The sequence below is a fragment of the Streptococcus sp. HMSC068F04 genome, from assembly GCF_001837455.1.
Classification (GTDB): Bacteria; Bacillota; Bacilli; order Lactobacillales; family Streptococcaceae; genus Streptococcus; species Streptococcus salivarius_D.
The window spans coordinates 66,073-84,926 of record NZ_KV832502.1 but is presented as its reverse complement, the minus strand read 5'-3'; the positions used below and the strand labels follow the sequence as shown (position 1 = coordinate 84,926).

The 18,854-nt window shown below is 38.8% G+C and carries 21 protein-coding genes; 18 read left to right on the top strand and 3 right to left on the bottom strand.

Features of this window, described 5'->3' with window-relative positions; translation table 11 throughout:
• Positions 1 to 112: 112 nt before the first annotated feature.
• Together HMPREF2571_RS06445 and HMPREF2571_RS06440 are read left to right on the top strand one after the other, a co-directional pair.
• The gene (locus HMPREF2571_RS06445; RefSeq protein WP_013990092.1) at positions 113 to 1,045 is read left to right on the top strand and encodes a manganese-dependent inorganic pyrophosphatase; all 933 of its coding nucleotides are present in this window, start codon (positions 113 to 115) and stop codon (positions 1,043 to 1,045) included.
• 54 nt (positions 1,046 to 1,099) lie between these two features.
• Positions 1,100 to 1,759 carry a DUF1803 domain-containing protein gene (locus HMPREF2571_RS06440; RefSeq protein ID WP_002886642.1) on the top strand — a complete coding sequence of 220 codons (660 nt, stop codon included), beginning with the start codon at positions 1,100 to 1,102 and terminating at the stop codon, positions 1,757 to 1,759.
• A gap of 29 nt (positions 1,760 to 1,788) precedes the next feature.
• On the opposite strand, the gene HMPREF2571_RS06435 is transcribed toward HMPREF2571_RS06440, so the two are convergent.
• Complete coding sequence (locus HMPREF2571_RS06435) at positions 1,789 to 2,322, bottom strand: nucleoside tri-diphosphate phosphatase (protein WP_002886644.1); 534 nt, start codon at positions 2,320 to 2,322, stop codon at positions 1,789 to 1,791.
• Positions 2,323 to 2,392: 70 nt separating this feature from the next.
• Positions 2,393 to 3,169 carry a recombination regulator RecX gene (recX, locus tag HMPREF2571_RS06430; RefSeq protein WP_070847463.1) on the bottom strand — a complete coding sequence of 259 codons (777 nt, stop codon included), beginning with the start codon at positions 3,167 to 3,169 and terminating at the stop codon, positions 2,393 to 2,395.
• Between the two features lie 34 nt (positions 3,170 to 3,203).
• Between recX and rlmD the strand changes: the two genes are divergently transcribed.
• On the top strand, positions 3,204 to 4,559 hold the full coding sequence (gene rlmD, locus HMPREF2571_RS06425; RefSeq protein WP_070847461.1) for a 23S rRNA (uracil(1939)-C(5))-methyltransferase RlmD: 1,356 nt from the start codon (positions 3,204 to 3,206) through the stop codon (positions 4,557 to 4,559).
• Between the two features lie 109 nt (positions 4,560 to 4,668).
• Positions 4,669 to 5,661, top strand: coding sequence for an aspartate--ammonia ligase (asnA, locus tag HMPREF2571_RS06420; RefSeq protein ID WP_013990097.1), 993 nt, complete (start codon positions 4,669 to 4,671; stop codon positions 5,659 to 5,661).
• Between the two features lie 151 nt (positions 5,662 to 5,812).
• On the opposite strand, the gene HMPREF2571_RS06415 is transcribed toward asnA, so the two are convergent.
• Entirely contained in the window at positions 5,813 to 7,171 is a 1,359-nt protein-coding gene (locus HMPREF2571_RS06415) for an aspartate kinase (RefSeq protein ID WP_045772151.1), read from the bottom strand.
• A 129-nt stretch (positions 7,172 to 7,300) separates the two neighbouring features.
• Here HMPREF2571_RS06415 and HMPREF2571_RS06410 point away from each other — a divergent pair, with 129 nt between their 5' ends.
• From HMPREF2571_RS06410 to HMPREF2571_RS06345, 14 genes are all read left to right on the top strand, one after another.
• Positions 7,301 to 7,939: an HAD family hydrolase gene (locus HMPREF2571_RS06410; protein ID WP_037601829.1), complete on the top strand. Its 639-nt coding sequence runs from the start codon at positions 7,301 to 7,303 to the stop codon at positions 7,937 to 7,939.
• A gap of 211 nt (positions 7,940 to 8,150) precedes the next feature.
• The gene (locus HMPREF2571_RS06405; protein WP_070847459.1) at positions 8,151 to 8,942 is read left to right on the top strand and encodes an enoyl-CoA hydratase; all 792 of its coding nucleotides are present in this window, start codon (positions 8,151 to 8,153) and stop codon (positions 8,940 to 8,942) included.
• Between the two features lie 105 nt (positions 8,943 to 9,047).
• Positions 9,048 to 9,482, top strand: coding sequence for a fatty acid biosynthesis transcriptional regulator FabT (locus HMPREF2571_RS06400; protein WP_002885562.1), 435 nt, complete (start codon positions 9,048 to 9,050; stop codon positions 9,480 to 9,482).
• Positions 9,482 to 10,444, top strand: a complete 963-nt coding sequence (locus tag HMPREF2571_RS06395) for a beta-ketoacyl-ACP synthase III (protein ID WP_070847458.1) — start codon at positions 9,482 to 9,484, stop codon at positions 10,442 to 10,444. The genes HMPREF2571_RS06400 and HMPREF2571_RS06395 overlap by 1 nt, the downstream gene beginning before the upstream one ends.
• Positions 10,445 to 10,506: 62 nt before the next feature.
• On the top strand, positions 10,507 to 10,731 hold the full coding sequence (locus HMPREF2571_RS06390; protein ID WP_002885495.1) for an acyl carrier protein: 225 nt from the start codon (positions 10,507 to 10,509) through the stop codon (positions 10,729 to 10,731).
• A gap of 105 nt (positions 10,732 to 10,836) precedes the next feature.
• Entirely contained in the window at positions 10,837 to 11,802 is a 966-nt protein-coding gene (gene fabK / locus HMPREF2571_RS06385; RefSeq protein ID WP_070847456.1) for an enoyl-[acyl-carrier-protein] reductase FabK, read from the top strand.
• Between the two features lie 22 nt (positions 11,803 to 11,824).
• Positions 11,825 to 12,745, top strand: coding sequence for an ACP S-malonyltransferase (gene fabD, locus HMPREF2571_RS06380; protein WP_070847454.1), 921 nt, complete (start codon positions 11,825 to 11,827; stop codon positions 12,743 to 12,745).
• 12 nt (positions 12,746 to 12,757) lie between these two features.
• The gene (gene fabG / locus HMPREF2571_RS06375; protein WP_002885572.1) at positions 12,758 to 13,492 is read left to right on the top strand and encodes a 3-oxoacyl-[acyl-carrier-protein] reductase; all 735 of its coding nucleotides are present in this window, start codon (positions 12,758 to 12,760) and stop codon (positions 13,490 to 13,492) included.
• Between the two features lie 61 nt (positions 13,493 to 13,553).
• Positions 13,554 to 14,786, top strand: a complete 1,233-nt coding sequence (gene fabF / locus HMPREF2571_RS06370; protein WP_002885574.1) for a beta-ketoacyl-ACP synthase II — start codon at positions 13,554 to 13,556, stop codon at positions 14,784 to 14,786.
• Between the two features lie 3 nt (positions 14,787 to 14,789).
• Complete coding sequence (gene accB, locus HMPREF2571_RS06365; RefSeq protein WP_070847452.1) at positions 14,790 to 15,284, top strand: acetyl-CoA carboxylase biotin carboxyl carrier protein; 495 nt, start codon at positions 14,790 to 14,792, stop codon at positions 15,282 to 15,284.
• Positions 15,281 to 15,706: a 3-hydroxyacyl-ACP dehydratase FabZ gene (gene fabZ, locus HMPREF2571_RS06360; protein ID WP_002885470.1), complete on the top strand. Its 426-nt coding sequence runs from the start codon at positions 15,281 to 15,283 to the stop codon at positions 15,704 to 15,706. The genes accB and fabZ overlap by 4 nt, the downstream gene beginning before the upstream one ends.
• A 118-nt stretch (positions 15,707 to 15,824) precedes the next feature.
• Entirely contained in the window at positions 15,825 to 17,195 is a 1,371-nt protein-coding gene (locus HMPREF2571_RS06355) for an acetyl-CoA carboxylase biotin carboxylase subunit (protein WP_002885488.1), read from the top strand.
• 5 nt (positions 17,196 to 17,200) lie between these two features.
• Positions 17,201 to 18,067: an acetyl-CoA carboxylase, carboxyltransferase subunit beta gene (accD, locus tag HMPREF2571_RS06350; RefSeq protein ID WP_013990104.1), complete on the top strand. Its 867-nt coding sequence runs from the start codon at positions 17,201 to 17,203 to the stop codon at positions 18,065 to 18,067.
• Entirely contained in the window at positions 18,064 to 18,834 is a 771-nt protein-coding gene (locus HMPREF2571_RS06345; RefSeq protein WP_013990105.1) for an acetyl-CoA carboxylase carboxyl transferase subunit alpha, read from the top strand. Before accD ends, HMPREF2571_RS06345 begins: the two co-directional genes overlap by 4 nt.
• The last annotated feature ends 20 nt before the right edge of the window (positions 18,835 to 18,854 follow it).

Here is an 18,854-nt window from a genome sequence, read left to right as displayed (position 1 = left end):
CGGGTTCGAATCCCGTACGGACTATATTTTGAGTAACTTAGGTTACTCTTTTTATTTTGTTTCTTTTTTTTATATGTTATAATAGCTTATAATACTATTTTGAGGTGAATCTATGTCTAAAGTTTTTGTTTTTGGTCATCAAAACCCTGATTCTGATGCAATCGGGTCTTCTTATGGATACGCTTATTTGAAACGTCAACTTGGTGTTGATGCTGAAGCTGTTGCTTTGGGTACTCCTAACGAGGAAACTGCTTTTGTTCTTGATTATTTTGGTGTTGAAGCACCACGAGTGGTTGAATCAGCTCAGTCTGAGGGTGTTAATCAAGTTATTCTTACAGACCATAATGAGTTTCAACAATCTATTTCAGATATTAAGGACGTTGAAGTTATTGAGGTAGTCGACCATCACCGTGTAGCTAACTTTGAAACTGCTAATCCATTAATGATGCGATTAGAACCTGTTGGATCTGCATCTTCAATTGTTTATCGTATGTTTAAAGAAAACAATGTTGAGGTTCCTAAGGAAGTAGCTGGTTTGCTTATTTCAGGTTTGATTTCAGATACTCTTCTTCTTAAATCTCCAACTACACATGCTTCAGATCCTGCAGTTGCAGCTGAACTTGCAGAAATTGCTGGTGTTAATCTTGAAGAATATGGTCTTGCTATGCTTAAAGCTGGTACTAATCTTTCTTCAAAATCTGCTGAAGAACTCATTGACATTGATGCAAAGACATTTGAATTGAATGGTAATCAAGTTCGTGTTGCACAAGTTAATACAGTTGATATTTCTGATGTTCTTTCTCGTCAAGCGGAAATTGAAGAAGCTATTAATAACTCAATTAAAAACAATGGTTACTCTGACTTTGTCTTAATGATTACTGATATTCTTAATTCTAATTCAGAAATTCTTGCACTTGGTTCAAATACTGATAAGGTTGAAGCTGCTTTCAATTTTGTTTTAGATAATAATCATGCTTTCCTTGAAGGAGCTGTTTCTCGTAAGAAACAGGTAGTTCCTCAGTTGACTGAAAGCTTTAATGCGTAAAATTAGGCCAGTAGGCCTTTTTTTAGTACTCTGATTAATGGTATAATAGTCTTTATGATAATACAATTTAACCCAACTAAACTATGTAAGCAACCTTTTTTTATGAAAATAGTGAATTATCTATATCTTAATCAGCCTGTGACCCTGAGAGCAATAAAAAGGCAGTTTCCTTTTCAAAAGAATATCGATAAATTAATTGAGGAGTTTGTAAAAGCAGGCTATATTGAACGATTCGAGAAACGTTATCGTTTATTAATTAGTCTTGTGTCAGATTCTTCTAAAATTGATTTAGAACAGCATTTTTTTATTGATGATGATTCTACTTGTTATTTTGAACTATTAAATCGTAGATTTGTTACTGAGATAAGTAATTCTACTAATGAAGTTGTTATTGTTGAACAAACGAGTATAACGAGAGACGATCTTACGATTTCAAATTATTTCTATAAATTAAGTGAAAATCTACCATTATCGGAAGAGCAGAATAGATTATATGACATATTAGGGGATGTTAATCCTGAATATTTTTTGAAACATGTTACGACTTTTCTTTTAAAATACGTTAGGAAGGAATATGCACTTCAAAAAAGGAGGAATATTTTTGTTGATGCTTTAGAATTATTAGGGTATCTTGTTCAAGTTGAAGAAGGGCGTTATCTTTTGAATATGGATTTAGATTCCGAAGCATTAGTTTTTAGTGCAAAAAAAGACTAGTATTATTACTAGTCTTTTTTATGACAACTTTAACGATTCCTTAGTTCAAGATAACGTTTGTACCAGATGTTAACATAAGATTGTGAAAATGGCCCCTTACCATTGTTAATCCAATCTACCAAGATTTTAACATGTTCCTTTAAGATATAGTCAATATCAGGAGAGTAATGCATTTCTTTTTTATGTGTTTCATACTCATCTACATCTAGCAATTTTTTTTCACCATCAGCGAAGACTTTGACATCTAGGTCATAGTCAATATATTTTAGTGCTTCCTGGTCCAAAATATATGGACTAGCTAAATTGCAGTAGTAGGAAATGCCGTTATCCCTAATCATGGCTATAATATTAAACCAGTATTTTTTGTGGAAATAAACAATAGCAGGTTCACGTGTTACCCATCGTCTTCCGTCTGCTTCAGTAACGAGGGTGTGGTCGTTAACGCCAATAACAGCATTCTCAGTTGTCTTTAGTACCATAGTATCGCGCCAAGTACGGTGCAAACTACCATCATGCTTATAACTTTGAATTGTGATAAAGTCGCCTTCTTTTGGTAATTTCATGGCGTCCTCTTTCTACAATAAGGGTTATCCTCTTTATTGTATCATAATTTTTTGAAAAGAGGGGGAATACCTATAAATATTCTCTTAGAGCGGATGCTATCGCATCAAAGTCATAACCTTTTCGGGCTAAAGATTGTGTCAAGCGTTGCTTAAGCTCATAACCGTCGTATTTTTTACTAAATTTTTGATATTGCTTATCAATTTCTTTATAAAGTAGAGCTTGCTCATTTTCTTCATCTGCTTCAAGTTCTAGATGATCGATTGCTAGTTTACTTTCTTGGAATGAAAAACCTTTATTGATAAGGCTTTGAGTTAATTTATCTTTTAGAGCTTTAGATGGTAGTTTTCCCTGATATTTTCGTAACAGTTTTGAAGCTACTTTAATGGCTATTTCTGAGAAATCAAATTGGCTTAAAACATCGTCAATGATTTGTTTGTTACAACCTTTTTGAAGCCATTTTTGCTTCAGCACATAGGCCCCTTTATCGCCTGAATTCAGATTTTGTTGAGCTAGACTCTCTAGGAGTTTGTAATCATCAATCCAATGATCTTTTTTTAGATTATCAATAATTTTGGGAATTATATGAGGGTTTATTTCATGTTTAAAAAGGTAATCTTTTACTTCTTTCTCACTACGTTGTTTAAATGAAATAAAATAGAGAGCTAAGTTTTTACCATGCGAGAACTGAGCAAAGGATTTAATATCCTCTAGTTGATTTTTGTCCAGTATCATTTCTTTAGTCAACATGTATTTAACGATGGTATCTTCTGTAACGTAGAGGCTCTCTTTTTTGTCTATCTCAAGGAGATAAAGTCTCTTTTTCTTCTCGATTTTTGTGATTTTCATAGTTATTATTATATCAAAATGTTAGAATGGTAGTATGAATTTACAAGTGAAACAGCGTATCCCGCTTAAGATAAAACGCATGGGAATCAATGGCGAAGGCATTGGATTTTATAAGAAAACTCTAGTTTTTGTACCAGGGGCTTTGAAGGGTGAAGAGGTGTTCTGTCAAGTTGTTTCTGTTAAGAGAAACTTTGTTCAGGCAAAATTATTAAAGATCAATAAACCTTCTAAGTTTCGTGTCGAACCTGCATGTAGTATTTATGAAGACTGTGGTGGTTGCCAGTTAATGCATCTTCGTTATGATAAGCAATTAGAGTTTAAAACTGACTTGTTAGGACAAGCCTTGAAGAAGTTTAAACCGGCTAATTTTGAGTCATACGACATTCGTCCAACAATAGGGATGGAGCAACCACAACATTACCGAGCTAAACTACAATTTCAAACCCGTTCTTTTGGTGGCTCAGTTAAATCTGGCTTATTTGCGGAAGGGAGTCATCGCCTCATTAATATTGATGATTGCCTAGTTCAGGATGAGCTAACTCAAGCCATTATGAATAAGGTGACAAATTTGTTAGATAAATACAAGTTACCAATTTATAATGAGCGCAAAATTGCTGGAATTCGTACTGTTATGATACGACGTGCTTTGGGTTCAAATCAGGTCCAGTTAATTTTTGTAACCTCTAAATCAGTTTCTTTCACAAAATTAGTTAAGGAATTGACGGAAAGTTTTCCAGAAATCGTAACAATTGCTGTCAATTATAATTATTCGAAATCCAGTGAGATTTATGGTCAAGAGACGGAAATTCTTTGGGGACAAGACACTATTCAAGAAGAGGTGCTGGACTATAACTTTGCTCTCTCTCCTCGTGCATTTTACCAGTTGAATCCTCAACAAACAGAGGTACTCTATGGTCAGGCCATTGAAGCTTTAGATGTGGATAAGGCTGAACATCTTATTGATGCTTACTGTGGGGTTGGTACTATTGGACTTGCTTTTGCAAATAAGGTAAAGAGTATTCGAGGTATGGATATTATTCCTGAGGCTATTGAGGATGCTATGAAGAATGCCAAATCACTTGGACTGGAAAATGCTCACTATGAGGTGGGTAAAGCAGAAGATATCATTCCACGTTGGTACAAGGAAGGTTATCGAGCAGATGCTCTTATTGTGGATCCACCTAGAACTGGTTTAGATGATAAGCTACTTAAAACGATACTGGACTACACTCCTGAAAAAATGGTATATGTTTCATGTAATGTATCTACTTTGGCTAGAGACCTAGTTTCTTTGGCTAAAGTTTATGATGTTAATTATATCCAGTCAGTAGATATGTTTCCTCATACGGCTCGAACAGAAGCAGTTGTGAAGCTAACTAAGAAAATGTGATAAAACCTAACATAAAAAACAAGAAATTTTCAAAATTGTTGGAAAATTTCTTTATTTTTCTGAAAAATAGGAGTATAATAGGTTTATCGATTTTTTAAAGGAGGAGCGTATGAAAAAGAGCTTCATTCATCAACAAGAGGAAATTTCTTTTGTGAAGAATACTTTTACACAGTATTTGATTGATAAACTTGACGTCGTTGAAGTGCAAGGGCCTATTTTGAGTAAGGTCGGGGATGGTATGCAGGATAATTTGAGCGGTATTGAGAATCCTGTAACTGTTAATGTGCTTCAGATTCCTGACGCAACATACGAAGTTGTTCACTCATTAGCAAAATGGAAACGCCATACTTTGGCTCGTTTTGGTTTCAATGAAGGTGAAGGGCTCGTGGTTAATATGAAGGCTCTTCGTCCAGATGAAGATTCATTGGATGCAACGCACTCTGTTTACGTTGACCAATGGGACTGGGAAAAAGTTATTCCTGACGGACATCGTAATATCGCTTATTTGAAAGAAACTGTTGAAACCATTTATAAGGTCATTCGTTTGACTGAGCTAGCAGTTGAAGCCCGTTACGATATTGAAGCAATTTTACCTAAGAAAATTACCTTCATCCATTCAGAAGAGCTTGTTGAGAAGTACCCTGATTTGACACCAAAAGAGCGTGAAGATGCTATTACCAAGGAATATGGTGCTGTATTCTTGATTGGTATTGGTGGTGTTCTTCCTGATGGAAAACCACATGATGGTCGTGCACCTGACTATGATGATTGGACAACTGAGTCTGAGAATGGTTACCATGGTTTGAATGGAGATATCTTGGTTTGGAATGAACAATTAGGACATGCCTTTGAATTGTCATCAATGGGTATTCGTGTTGATGAAGATGCCCTTAAACGTCAGGTTGAAATTACTGGCGACCAAGATCGTTTGAAATTGGATTGGCACCAAGCCTTGTTACATGGTCTTTTCCCACTAACAATTGGTGGAGGTATTGGTCAATCACGTATGGCTATGTTCTTGCTTCGTAAGAAACATATTGGTGAGGTTCAAACTTCAGTTTGGCCAGATGCCGTTCGTGAAACTTACGAAAACATCTTGTAAAAAAAGCACTAACGAAAGTTAGTGTTTTTTGGTTTGCAATAGCTGTGCATAATTGATCAATGAATTGGCTATTGGAGTAGATATCATGAGAGCTAGCTCAGTTTTTCTCATAAAGAAAAAACCTATCCCTTTGAGGAGATAGGTTTTTAGATTAGTTGTCACTACGGAAAAAGGCATCGTAAAGAGCTCTGACGGCTGCTTTTTCTTGCTCAGTTTCAATTACGAACATAACAGAAACCTCACTAGAACCTTGAGAAATCATTTCTAGGTTAATATGTTTTTCAGAGAGCGCTTTAGCTGCTGTCGCTGTAACACCGATGTGGTCTTTCATATTTTCACCAACAATCATGAGGATTGAAAGGCCATGTTCAATTTCAACTTCATCAACACCGAGTTCACGAGTTAAGTATGAAAGGATTTCTTGTTCTTTGATTGGGGTAAGTTCACGTTCTCGAATAATGATTGAAAGATCATCGATTCCAGAAGGCATGTGTTCCCAACGGATGTTTAAATCTTCCAAGATTTGGAGGACTTTACGTCCGAAACCAACTTCACGGTTCATGAGGTATTTGGTCATGTTGATGCTGACGAATTTATCATCACTTGCGATACCCACGACAGGAACTGTTGCACCCTTATGTTCAAGAATAATACGTGTGCCAGGATGGTCTGGATTATTAGTATTTTTAATAACCAATGGAATTTTACCACGATAGGCAGGCAGTAGAGCCTCATCATGAAGAACTGAGAATCCAGCATAAGCCAACTCACGCATTTCTTTATAAGTTAACTCAGGAATAGAATGTGGTTCATGAACGACACCAGGATGGGCTGCGAAAATACCATCTACATCTGTGAAGTTTTCATATAAGTCTGCCTTAACTCCAGCTGCAACGATAGAACCTGTGATATCAGAGCCACCACGTGAGAAAGTACAAATTTGATTATCAGGGGTAACACCAAAGAAACCAGGGATAACAAGAACCTCATCTGATTCACGAAGCTCCTCCAACTTGTCATAAGCTCCTGGAAGGATACGAGCATTCCCAGGTTCGCTTGAGACAAAAATACCAGCTTGGCGAGGGTGAACGTAACGTGCTTCAATACCGTTATTACGGAAATATTCAGCGATTAATTTTGCGTTATTATCTTCCCCTGCAGCTAGGAAAGTATCATAAAGGAAATCATTGTCTTCAATCGGAAGAGTGGCAAGATCGTTGATAGATTTAGCAATCTTCGTCATTTCTGTTGATTTGAAGCCTAGCTCATCGACCATAGCTTGGTAGCGGTTAATAATCCATTCTTGGTCAGCTTTGACATCAACCCCCTTTGTGTAGTGTTTATAGTATTTAATCAAGGCGTCTGTGACTTTGGTATCTTCATCGTTACGTTTACCTGGGGCAGAGACAACGACAAAGCGACGTTCAGGGTCAGATTTTACAATGTTTAAGACTTTTTCTAATTGTGTGGCTGAAGCAAGTGAGCTTCCACCGAATTTGATGACTTTCATAGTTACTCCAAAAATTTTAAATTACTCTACAATTATAGCAAAATTCTGACAATTTGTCACATTGTTTTTAAAAGCGAGTAAGATTTAGTCTGATTATGGTACAATAAGGGAAGAAAAGGAGGATGTCCCGTGGTAGAGGCAATTATTTTTGATATGGATGGTGTCCTTTTTGACACTGAAAAATATTATTATGATCGACGTGCAAATTTCTTAGCTCAAAAGGGAATTTCAATAGACCATTTACCCCCATCTTTCTTTATAGGTGGAAATACTAAGCAAGTTTGGGAAAATATTCTCAGAGATGACTATGATAACTGGGATGTGCCAACTTTACAAGAAGAGTATAATGCCTATAAACAAGACAACCCCTTACCCTACAAAGAATTAATCTTTCCTGATGTTTTGAAAGTCTTGAATGAAGTGAAATCTCGAGGGCTGAAAATAGGTTTGGCTTCTAGCTCAGTGAAGGCAGATATCCTTAGAGCTTTGGAGGAAAACCATTTGGATGGTTTCTTTGATGTGGTTCTTTCAGGAGAAGAATTTAAAGAGAGTAAACCCAATCCAGAGATTTATCTGACAGCATTGAAGCATTTGAACGTGGAAGCAAATCAGGCTTTGATTATCGAAGATAGCGAAAAGGGGATTGCTGCTGGAGTCGCTGCAGGTGTTGAGGTTTGGGCCATTAAAGATAATCGTTTTGGCATGGATCAAGGTGCAGCCAAAGGCTTGTTGGATAACCTTATAGATGTTTTAGATTTATTAAAATAGAAGAGACACCGAGTTGTAGAACTCGGTGTTTTGATGTATCAAATTAAAAAACTCTAAGTTTCTGTTGACCTTTAGATTGACTATGGTATACTAGAAAATAACGATGAATGATTTGATAATCAAATTATCTATTCATCAAATAAAATTGTGATAAAAATATAAAGAACATACGGTTTTCATATAGGAACTAGTTATCGGAGGAATGCAAAAAATGGCTTACGAAACAATTCTTTATAGTGTTGAAGATGGAGTAGCAACTTTAACACTTAATCGTCCAGAAGTGCAAAATGGGTTTAATATTCCAGTTTGTGATGAGATTATGGCTGCAATTGAGGAAGCTAAACAAGATGCGTCAGTAAAATTCTTGGTAATCAATGCTAATGGGAAAGTCTTTTCTGTTGGTGGTGACCTTGATCAAATGCAAAAAGCGGTTGCTGTAGATGATGTACAGTCTTTGGTTCGTATTGCTGAGCAGGTAAATGAAATTTCTTTTGCTCTTAAAAAATTGCCTAAGCCAGTCATCATGGTAGTTGATGGACCATGTGCAGGTGCTGCAGCTAACTTAGCTGTTGCTGCTGACTTTACGATTGCATCTGATAAAGCTAAATTTATCCAAGCTTTTGTAGGTGTTGGTTTGGCACCTGACGCTGGAGGTCTCTACCTTTTGACACGTTCAATCGGTATTAACCGTGCGACTCAAATTACCATGACAGGAGAGCCAGTATCAGCTGAAAAAGCTTTGAACTGGGGAATTGCCTACAAAGTTGTTGAGTCAGAAAAACTTGAAAAAACTGTGGGTCAATTGATTAAAAAACTGAACCGCTCTTCAGTGAATTCCTTTAAAGCCATTAAAGAAATGGTTTGGGAATCTGAATTTGCAGGATGGGAAAATTACGCTAAGTTGGAACTTGATTTGCAAAAATCTCTTGCCTTCACTGAGGACTTCAAAGAAGGGGTACGTGCTTATAGTGAGCGTCGTCGACCTAAATTCCAAGGGAAATAACCACCTTTTCTAAAAGAAAAACTAAAGTTTTTTAATCGGGCTTGCGTATTTAGTTTGAGTCTGATATAATTTGAAAGTCAAAGTTTTTATTGAAAGGAGTCTGGTGTGAATTACGACAAAATTGATGGCTATCTTGTTGATATTTTTAATAACGTAGTTATTATCGAAGAAGCAAGTTTAAAGAATTCAAAATTTAACGATGTTTCCCTCAAGGAAATGCATACCATTGATGTGATCGGTACACATCCAGATACGACACCAAGTGCAGTAGCTAAAGAACTCATGCTAACTCTTGGTACTGTAACAACTTCTCTCAATAAACTTGAAAAGAAAGGTTATATTGTCCGTACGCGTTCATCAGTTGACCGTCGTGTGGTCCATTTATCGCTTTCTAAAAAGGGTCGTTTGGTATATCGTCTTCACCGTCGTTTTCATAAATCAATGGTGATGAGGATTACGGAAGGCTTTAACGACGAGGAATTGAAGGTTATGAGCAAGGGATTGGAAAATCTCCACGCCTTTCTTGAGGAGTTGAAATAATGGCATTTGCAAAAATTAGTCAGGTTGCCCATTATGCACCTGCTCAGGTCGTGACTAATGATGACCTATCAAAAATCATGGATACTAGCGACGAGTGGATTCGCTCACGCACAGGTATTCAGGAACGTCGCATCTCATTGAATGAGAACACGAGTGATTTAGCTACCAATGTTGCCCATCAGCTATTAGAAAAATCAGGATTATCGCCTGAGGAGCTAGACTTTGTTTTAGTTGCAACGATTTCTCCGGATAGCTCTATGCCGTCAGTAGCGGCTCGAGTTCAAGGAGTAATTGGTGCAGTCAATGCTTTTGCTTTTGATATTACTGCAGCATGTAGTGGTTTCGTCTTTGCTCTGGCAACAGCAGAAAAATTGATTAAGTCAGGTGTCTACAAAAAAGGTTTAGTTATTGGTGCTGAAGTCCTTTCTAAAACTTTAGACTGGTCTGACCGTACAACAGCTGTCCTCTTTGGAGATGGTGCTGGCGGAGTCCTTTTGGAAGAAACTGAAGAAGAACATTTCTTCGGAGAATCTTTAAATACCGATGGTAGCAAGGGTGGTCTTGAGTCAGGAGCCTCTGCAGTTATCTCGCCTTATTCAGATGAGTCTGGTCAGCCTAATCCCTATATGCAAATGGATGGGAAAGCAATCTTTGATTTTGCCGTTAAGACAGTTTCAAAGAGCATTAAGGCTTTGGTTGAAGAAAAAGGTGAACCTGATTACTTCCTTCTTCATCAAGCTAATATTCGTATTTTGGATATTATGGCTAAGAAAATCAATGTTAGTCGTGATAAATTCTTGGCAAACATGATGTCTTACGGTAATACCAGTGCGGCAAGTATCCCGATTTTGCTTTCTGAATACGTGGCAAATGGGACCTTAAAATTAGACAGCGGTCAAACAATTCTTTTATCAGGTTTTGGTGGGGGTTTGACATGGGGCAGTCTTATTGTTAAAATCTAGTTATATAAATTATGCACCAGCATAGATTATAAGAATATATTTATCTTAAAGGAGAAATTAAAATGGCAGTATTTGAAAAAGTACAAGAAATCATCGTTGAAGAACTTGGGAAAGATGCAGAAGAAGTAAAAGTAGAAACTACTTTTGACGAACTTGACGCTGACTCACTTGACGTGTTCCAAGTTATCTCAGAAATCGAAGATGAATTCGATATCCAAATCGAAACTGAAGAAGGTCTTAACACTGTTGGTGACCTTGTTGCTTACGTAGAAGAAAAAACTAAATAAGCAGGACATAGAGAATATTCTTATTGGGGATATTCTCCTTTGTTTATACAATTACTTTGATTATTAAACTATTTATTTGATTAGAAAATCGAAAAAAGGTGAAAAATGAAATCTCGTATTACAGAACTGTTAGGAATTAAATATCCAATCTTCCAAGGTGGTATGGCCTGGGTTGCTGATGGCGACTTGGCTGGAGCCGTTTCAAATGCTGGTGGACTCGGAATTATTGGTGGTGGTAATGCCCCTAAAGAAGTGGTAAAAGCTAATATTGATAGAGTAAAACAAATCACTGACAAACCATTCGGTGTTAATATCATGCTTTTGTCACCATTTGCAGATGACATCGTCGACCTCGTTATTGAAGAAGGCGTTAAGGTTGTTACAACAGGTGCCGGAAACCCAAGTAAATATATGGAGCGTTTCCACGAAGCTGGAATTACAGTAATCCCAGTTATTCCATCGGTAGCACTTGCTAAACGTATGGAAAAACTTGGAGCGGATGCTGTTGTCGCAGAAGGTATGGAAGCTGGTGGTCACATCGGTAAATTGACAACTATGGCACTTGTTCGCCAAGTTGCTGATGCGGTATCTATCCCAGTTATTGGTGCTGGTGGTGTTGCTGATGGACGTGGTATGGCTGCTGTTCTTATGCTTGGAGCAGAAGCTGTTCAGGTTGGTACGCGTTTCGCTGTTGCTAAGGAATCTAATGCACACCAAAACTTCAAAGATAAGATTTTGAAGGCTAAAGATATTGATACTGTTATTTCAGCCTCAGTTGTTGGACACCCAGTTCGTGCGATTAAGAATAAATTGGCTACAGAATATAACCAAGCTGAAAAAGATTTCTTGGCTGGTAAGAAGACTCAAGAGGAAATTGAAGAGCTTGGTGCGGGTGCCCTTCGTAACGCTGTTGTTGATGGAGATGTGGAGTATGGTTCAGTTATGGCTGGACAAATTGCAGGTCTTGTTCGTAAAGAAGAAACATGTGCAGAAATCTTGGAAGACCTTTACACAGGTGCTGCCAAGGTGATTAAAGAAGAAGCTGCTCGTTGGGCAGATGTAAACGTCTAAAAACGTCGAAAGGATTAGGATAGTGACAAAACGTGCGTTCTTATTTGCTGGTCAAGGGGCTCAGAAATTGGGCATGGCGAGCGATTTGTATGCGACTTATCCCGTTGTCAAAGAGACATTTGATACGGCTAGTCGTATTCTAGGTTATGATTTGCGTGAATTGATTGATTCTAACGAAGAAAAACTTAATCAGACACGCTATACTCAACCAGCTATTTTGACAACGTCAGTAGCCATTTATCGCCTTTTGGCAGAAAATGGTATCACTCCTGATATTGTTGCCGGTCTCTCTTTGGGTGAATATTCTGCCCTAGTTGCGGCTGGAGCACTCTCATTTGAGGATGCGGTAGCCTTGGTTGCTAAACGTGGAGAATTCATGGAAACAGCTGCTCCTGCTGGAAGTGGGAAAATGGTTGCAGTCATGAATACAGATCCAAGTTTGATTGAAGAAATCTGTCAAAAAGCATCTGAGAAGGGTGTAGTAACGCCTGCTAACTATAATACTCCAGCACAAATTGTTATTGGTGGTGAAGTTGAGGCTGTTGATTATGCTGTGGAATTGCTTAAAGAAGCTGGTGCTAAACGTCTGATTCCTCTTAATGTTTCAGGACCATTCCATACAGCTTTACTTGAATCAGCTAGTCAAAAATTGGTAGCAGAACTTGAGAAAGTGTCATTCAATGACTTTACGCTTCCTTTAGTAGGTAATACTGAGGCTCAACTCATGAAGTCAGAAGACGTCAAAGCACTTTTGGCTCGTCAGGTGATGGAACCTGTACGTTTTTATGATTCGATTGCCACTATCCAAGAATTTGGTGTAGATGAAGTGATTGAGATTGGTCCAGGAAAAGTCTTGTCAGGTTTCTTGAAGAAAATTGATAAAACCCTACCAACTCAAAATGTTGAAGATCAAGCTAGTCTTGATGCCCTTCTTAATGCTTAAAACGAGGTAAACATGGAACTTAAGAATAAAAATGTTTTTGTAACAGGTTCAACACGTGGAATTGGATTAGCTGTGGCACACAAATTTGCTAGTCTTGGTGCCAACGTTGTCCTAAATGGACGTTCTGAGATTTCTGAGGACTTGCTTGCACAGTTTGCAGATTATGGTGTAACTGTTGTTGGTATCTCAGGTGATATTTCTAATGGCGAAGATGCTAAACGTATGGTTGCTGAAGCTATTGAAAAGCTTGGTAGTGTTGACGTGCTAGTTAATAATGCTGGTATCACTAACGATAAGTTGATGTTGAAGATGACTGAAGAAGATTTTGAACGTGTCTTGAAAATCAACTTGACTGGTGCCTTCAATATGACACAAGCTGTCTTGAAACCAATGTCTAAGGCGCGTCAAGGTGCCATCATCAATATGTCATCTGTTGTAGGTCTCATGGGGAATATTGGTCAAGCTAACTATGCGGCTTCAAAAGCTGGTTTGATTGGCTTCACTAAATCAGTAGCGCGTGAAGTTGCAGCCCGTGGTGTCCGTGTCAATGCTATCGCTCCTGGTTTCATTGAATCAGATATGACTGACGCTATTCCAGAGAAAATGAAAGATGCTATGATTGCTCAAGTACCAATGAAACGTATTGGTCAAGCAGAAGAAGTGGCTGAAGTTGCAGCATTCTTGGCTAGTCAAGAATATCTCACAGGTCAAACCATCGCTATTGATGGTGGTATGACCATGCAATAATTGATTTTCAATATCAAAAAATCATTTATAAGAATATCCATCCGACAAAAGGAGAATATATATGTCTACAAATCGTGTTGTTGTTACAGGTTACGGCGTAACCTCACCAATCGGTAATACACCAGAAGAATTTTGGAACAGTCTTCATGACGGTAAAATCGGTATTAAACCAATTACTAAGTTCGATGCTTCTGAAATTCCTGTCTTTAACGCTGGTGAAATCCAAGATTTCCCGTTCGATAAATACTTTGTGAAAAAAGATACTAACCGTATGGACACTTACTCACTTTATGCGATTTATGCTGCTATGGAAGCTCTTGAAAATTCAGGACTTAACATGGAAGAAGAAGATCGTGATCGTGTAGGTGTTATCGTGTCATCTGGTATCGGTGGTCTCCAAGAACTTGAAGATCAAATCATCCGTATGCACGAACGTGGTATGAAACGTATCAAACCAATGTTTATCCCTAAAGCACTCTCAAACATGGGTGCTGGTAACATTGCTCTTAAAATTGGTGCTCAAGGGGTGTGTAAATCAGTGACGACTGCTTGTGCGTCTGCCAATGATGCAATCGGTGAGGCCTTCCGTGAAATTAAATTCGGTTTGCATGATGTTGTCTTGGCTGGTGGTGCTGAAGCTTCAATCACTAAGATTGGTATCGGTGGTTTTAATGCTCTTACAGCACTTTCAACAACAGAGGATCCAGAGCGTTCATCAATTCCATTTGATAAAGACCGTAATGGTTTTGTTATGGGTGAAGGTGCAGGGGTTCTCGTTATCGAAAGCTTGGAACATGCTCAAAAACGTGGTGCTAACATCTTGGCTGAGATTGTTGGTTACGGATCAAACTGTGATGCCTACCACATGACAACACCAACTCCAGACGGTTCTGGTGCTGCTAAAGCAATTAAATTGGCTATCAATGAAGCTGGTATCAAACCTGAAGATGTTGATTATGTTAATGCTCACGGGACATCAACACCTGCCAATGAAAAAGGTGAAAGTGGTGCCATTGTTTCTGTACTTGGTAAAGATGTTCCAGTTTCATCTACTAAATCATTTACAGGTCACTTGCTAGGTGCTGCTGGTGCGGTTGAGGCTATTGCAACAATCGAAGCTATTCGTCATAGCTATGTACCGAAAACTGCTGGTACAAAAGAATTGTCTGACTACATCGAAGCTAATGTTGTTTATGGTGAAGGTCAAGAAGCTGATATTGAGTACGCAATTTCAAATACTTTCGGTTTTGGTGGACACAATGCTGTTCTTGCCTTTAAACGTTGGGAGGCTTAATTCATGAATATTTCTGAAATCAAAGATTTGTTGGCTCAATTTGATGCATCAACTTTGCGTGAATTTTCATACAAAAACAATGGTGAAGAATTGAACTTGAGCAAAAATCAAACAAGTTCAGTAACAGCTGCCCCAGTAGCTCCTACAGTTGAAGTAGTTGCGCCAGCTCCTCAGGCTCCGGTTGCTTCAGTAGCAGCACCTGCTGCTGTTGAAACTCCAGCAACACCAGTTGAAGAAGCTTCTGCACCAGCTCAAGCTGCTGAAGGAGAAGTGGTTGAAAGTCCACTTGTCGGTGTGGCTTACTTGTCTCCATCACCTGAAAAACCAGCCTTTGTTTCTGTTGGTGACACTGTTAAGAAAGGTCAAACTCTTCTTATCGTTGAAGCGATGAAGGTTATGAATGAGGTACCGGCACCTAAAGATGGTGTTATTACTGAAATCTTGGTAGCGAATGAAGAAGTTGTTGACTACGGAAAAGGATTGGTACGCATCAAATGACAATTGATATTAACGCTATTCGTGAAGCTTTACCACACCGTTATCCAATGCTTTTGGTTGACCGTGTGCTAGAAGTTTCAGAAGACGAAATCACAGCAATTAAAAATGTAACGATCAATGAACCTTTCTTTAATGGACATTTTCCTCAATACCCAGTTATGCCTGGCGTTCTTATCATGGAAGCTCTTGCGCAAACAGCTGGTGTTCTTGAATTGTCTAAACCTGAAAATAAGGGCAAATTAGTCTTTTATGCAGGTATGGATAAGGTTAAATTTAAGAAACAAGTAGTTCCTGGGGATCAACTTGTTATGACAGCTAAGTTTGTTAAACGTCGTGGAACAATTGCTGTTGTCGAAGCTAAGGCTGAAGTCGATGGAAAACTTGCTGCATCAGGTACTTTGACTTTTGCTATTGGAAGCTAATGTTTTGTGAAAATCCTTCTGGCGACAGTCGGAAAGGATTTTTCTTTAGACATTGGTCTATCACATAGAAAGGAAATCAACACAGACTATCGAAAAATGTCTGATGTTATCTTGTTTTATGTTTAAAAAATTATTGATTGCCAATCGTGGTGAAATTGCAGTGCGTATTATCCGTGCAGCGCGTGAATTGGGTATCCAAACGGTTGCTATTTATTCTGAAGCGGATAAGGATTCTCTCCATACTATGCTCGCGGATGAAGCTATTTGTATTGGGCCTGCAAAATCAACGGATTCTTATTTGAATATGAATCGTGTCCTATCAGCTGCTATTGTGACTGAGGCTCAAGCTATTCACCCAGGGTTTGGTTTCTTGAGTGAAAACTCTAAATTTGCCACTCTCTGTGAAGAAATGAACATCAAGTTTATTGGTCCTTCAGGCGAAGTCATGGACAAGATGGGTGACAAAATCAATGCCCGTGCTGAAATGATTAAGGCTAATGTCCCTGTAATTCCTGGTTCAGATGGTGAAGTCTTTACAGCTGAGGAGGCTTTGGAAGTTGCCAACCGTCTTGGTTACCCAGTGATGCTTAAGGCTTCTGCTGGTGGTGGCGGTAAGGGGATTCGTAAGGTTAACACTGAAGAAGAGTTAGCTCCCGCTTTCGAATCTGCGTCACAAGAAGCTAAAGCAGCCTTTGGTAATGGGGCGATGTATATTGAAAAAGTTATTTACCCAGCTCGTCATATCGAGGTTCAAATTTTGGGAGATAGCTACGGTAACATTGTTCACCTAGGTGAGCGTGATTGCTCTCTTCAACGTAATAACCAAAAGGTCTTGGAAGAATCACCTTCAGTTGCTATTGGTAAGACTCTTCGTCACGAAATTGGTTCAGCGGCCGTCCGTGCTGCTAAGGCTGTTAATTATGAAAATGCGGGTACTATTGAGTTTCTTCTTGATGAAAAAACAGGTCAGTTCTATTTCATGGAAATGAATACCCGTGTTCAGGTTGAGCACCCAGTTACAGAATTTGTAAGTGGTGTGGATATTGTTAAAGAACAAATCCGTATTGCCGCAGGTGAAAAACTCTCTGTGACCCAAGATGATATTGAAATCAAGGGACATGCTATTGAGTGTCGTATCAATGCAGAAAATCCTAAGTTCAACTTTGCACCTAGTCCAGGGAAAATTAGCAATCTCTACCTACCTAGTGGTGGTGTTGGTCTTCGTGTAGACAGTGCAGTTTATCCTGGCTATACTATTCCACCTTACTATGATTCAATGATTGCCAAAATCATTGTTCATGGAGAGAATCGATTTGAGGCACTCATGAAGATGCAACGTGCCCTTTACGAGCTCGAAATCGATGGTGTTGTGACTAATGCTGACTTCCAGTTGGATTTGATTTCAGATCGTAGCGTTATCGCTGGGGATTATGATACTTCCTTCTTGATGGAGACTTTCCTACCAGATTATCAGAATCGTGAGGAATAAAGTTTATGGGATTATTTGATCGAAAAGAAAAGTATATCCGTATCAATCCTAACCGTTCTGTACGTAATGGGATTGATCACCAAGTGCCAGAAGTTCCAGATGAACTTTTTGCCAAATGTCCTGGTTGTAAACAAGCTATTTATCAAAAGGACTTGGGACAAGCTAAAATCTGTCCAAATTGTTCTTATACCTTCCGTATTTCCGCTAAAGAACGTCTCGATTTAACGGTTGATGAGGGATCATTCCAAGAACTTTTTACAGGTATTAAAACTGAAAATCCATTGAATTTCCCAGGTTATATGGAGAAATTAGCAGCGACTAAGGAAAAAACAGGTCTTGATGAAGCTGTTGTAACTGGCGTTGCAACTATCAAGGGACAAAGAACAGCCTTGGCTATTATGGATTCTAACTTTATCATGGCTTCAATGGGAACTGTTGTTGGTGAAAAAATCACCCAGCTCTTTGAACATGCGATTGAAGAAAAACTTCCAGTTGTTATTTTTACAGCATCTGGTGGTGCTCGTATGCAAGAAGGTATTATGAGTTTGATGCAAATGGCTAAGATTTCAGCAGCCGTAAAACGTCATTCTAATGCTGGCTTGTTGTATCTGACTGTCTTGACAGATCCAACCACTGGTGGGGTTACAGCAAGTTTCGCTATGGAAGGTGACATTATCTTGGCTGAGCCACAAACCTTGATTGGTTTCGCAGGTCGTCGTGTCATTGAAAACACAGTTCGCGAAACTTTGCCAGATGATTTCCAAAAGGCTGAGTTCCTTCAAGAACATGGTTTTGTTGATGCCATTGTTAAACGTACAGAGTTGGCTGATACCATTGCCACACTCTTATCATTCCATGGAGGTGTTCAATGAGCGACGTAGCACGTATTTTAAAAGAAGCGCGTGACCAAGGCCGTTTAACTGCTTTGGACTTTGCCCAAGGAATCTTCGATGATTTTATCGAACTTCATGGCGACCGTAATTTCCGTGACGATGGTGCCATTATTGGTGGTATTGGTCGTTTAAATGGCCAAGCGGTTACTGTAGTGGGTATCCAAAAAGGTAGAAACCTACAAGATAATCTTAACCGTAACTTTGGGCAACCTCATCCAGAGGGCTATCGTAAGGCTCTTCGCCTCATGAAACAGGCTGAAAAGTTTGGTCGTCCAGTCGTTACCTTTATCAATACTGCAGGTGCTTATCCTGGTGTTGGGGCAGAGGAACGTGGCCAAGGCGAGGCAATTGCGCGTAACCTTATGGAAATGAGTGATCTTAAGGTGCCAATTATTGCCATCATCATTGGTGAAGGTGGTTCGGGAGGAGCTCTTGCCTTGGCAGTAGCCGATAAGGTTTGGATGCTTGAAAATACCATCTACTCTATCTTGAGTCCAGAAGGATTTGCGACTATTCTCTGGAAAGATGGCTCACGTTCAGAAGAGGCAGCAGAGTTGATGAAGATTACATCAGGCGAGTTGCTTAATATGGGAATCGTTGATAAGGTGATCCCAGAACGTGGTTACTTTACAAGTGAAATTATAGAAGCAATTAAGACAGCAATCGTAGATGAGTTGGCAGAATTAAGCCAATTATCAACAGAGAACTTGCTTGAAGCGCGTTATCAACGTTTTAGAAAATACTAAAAAAACATTGGGATATATCC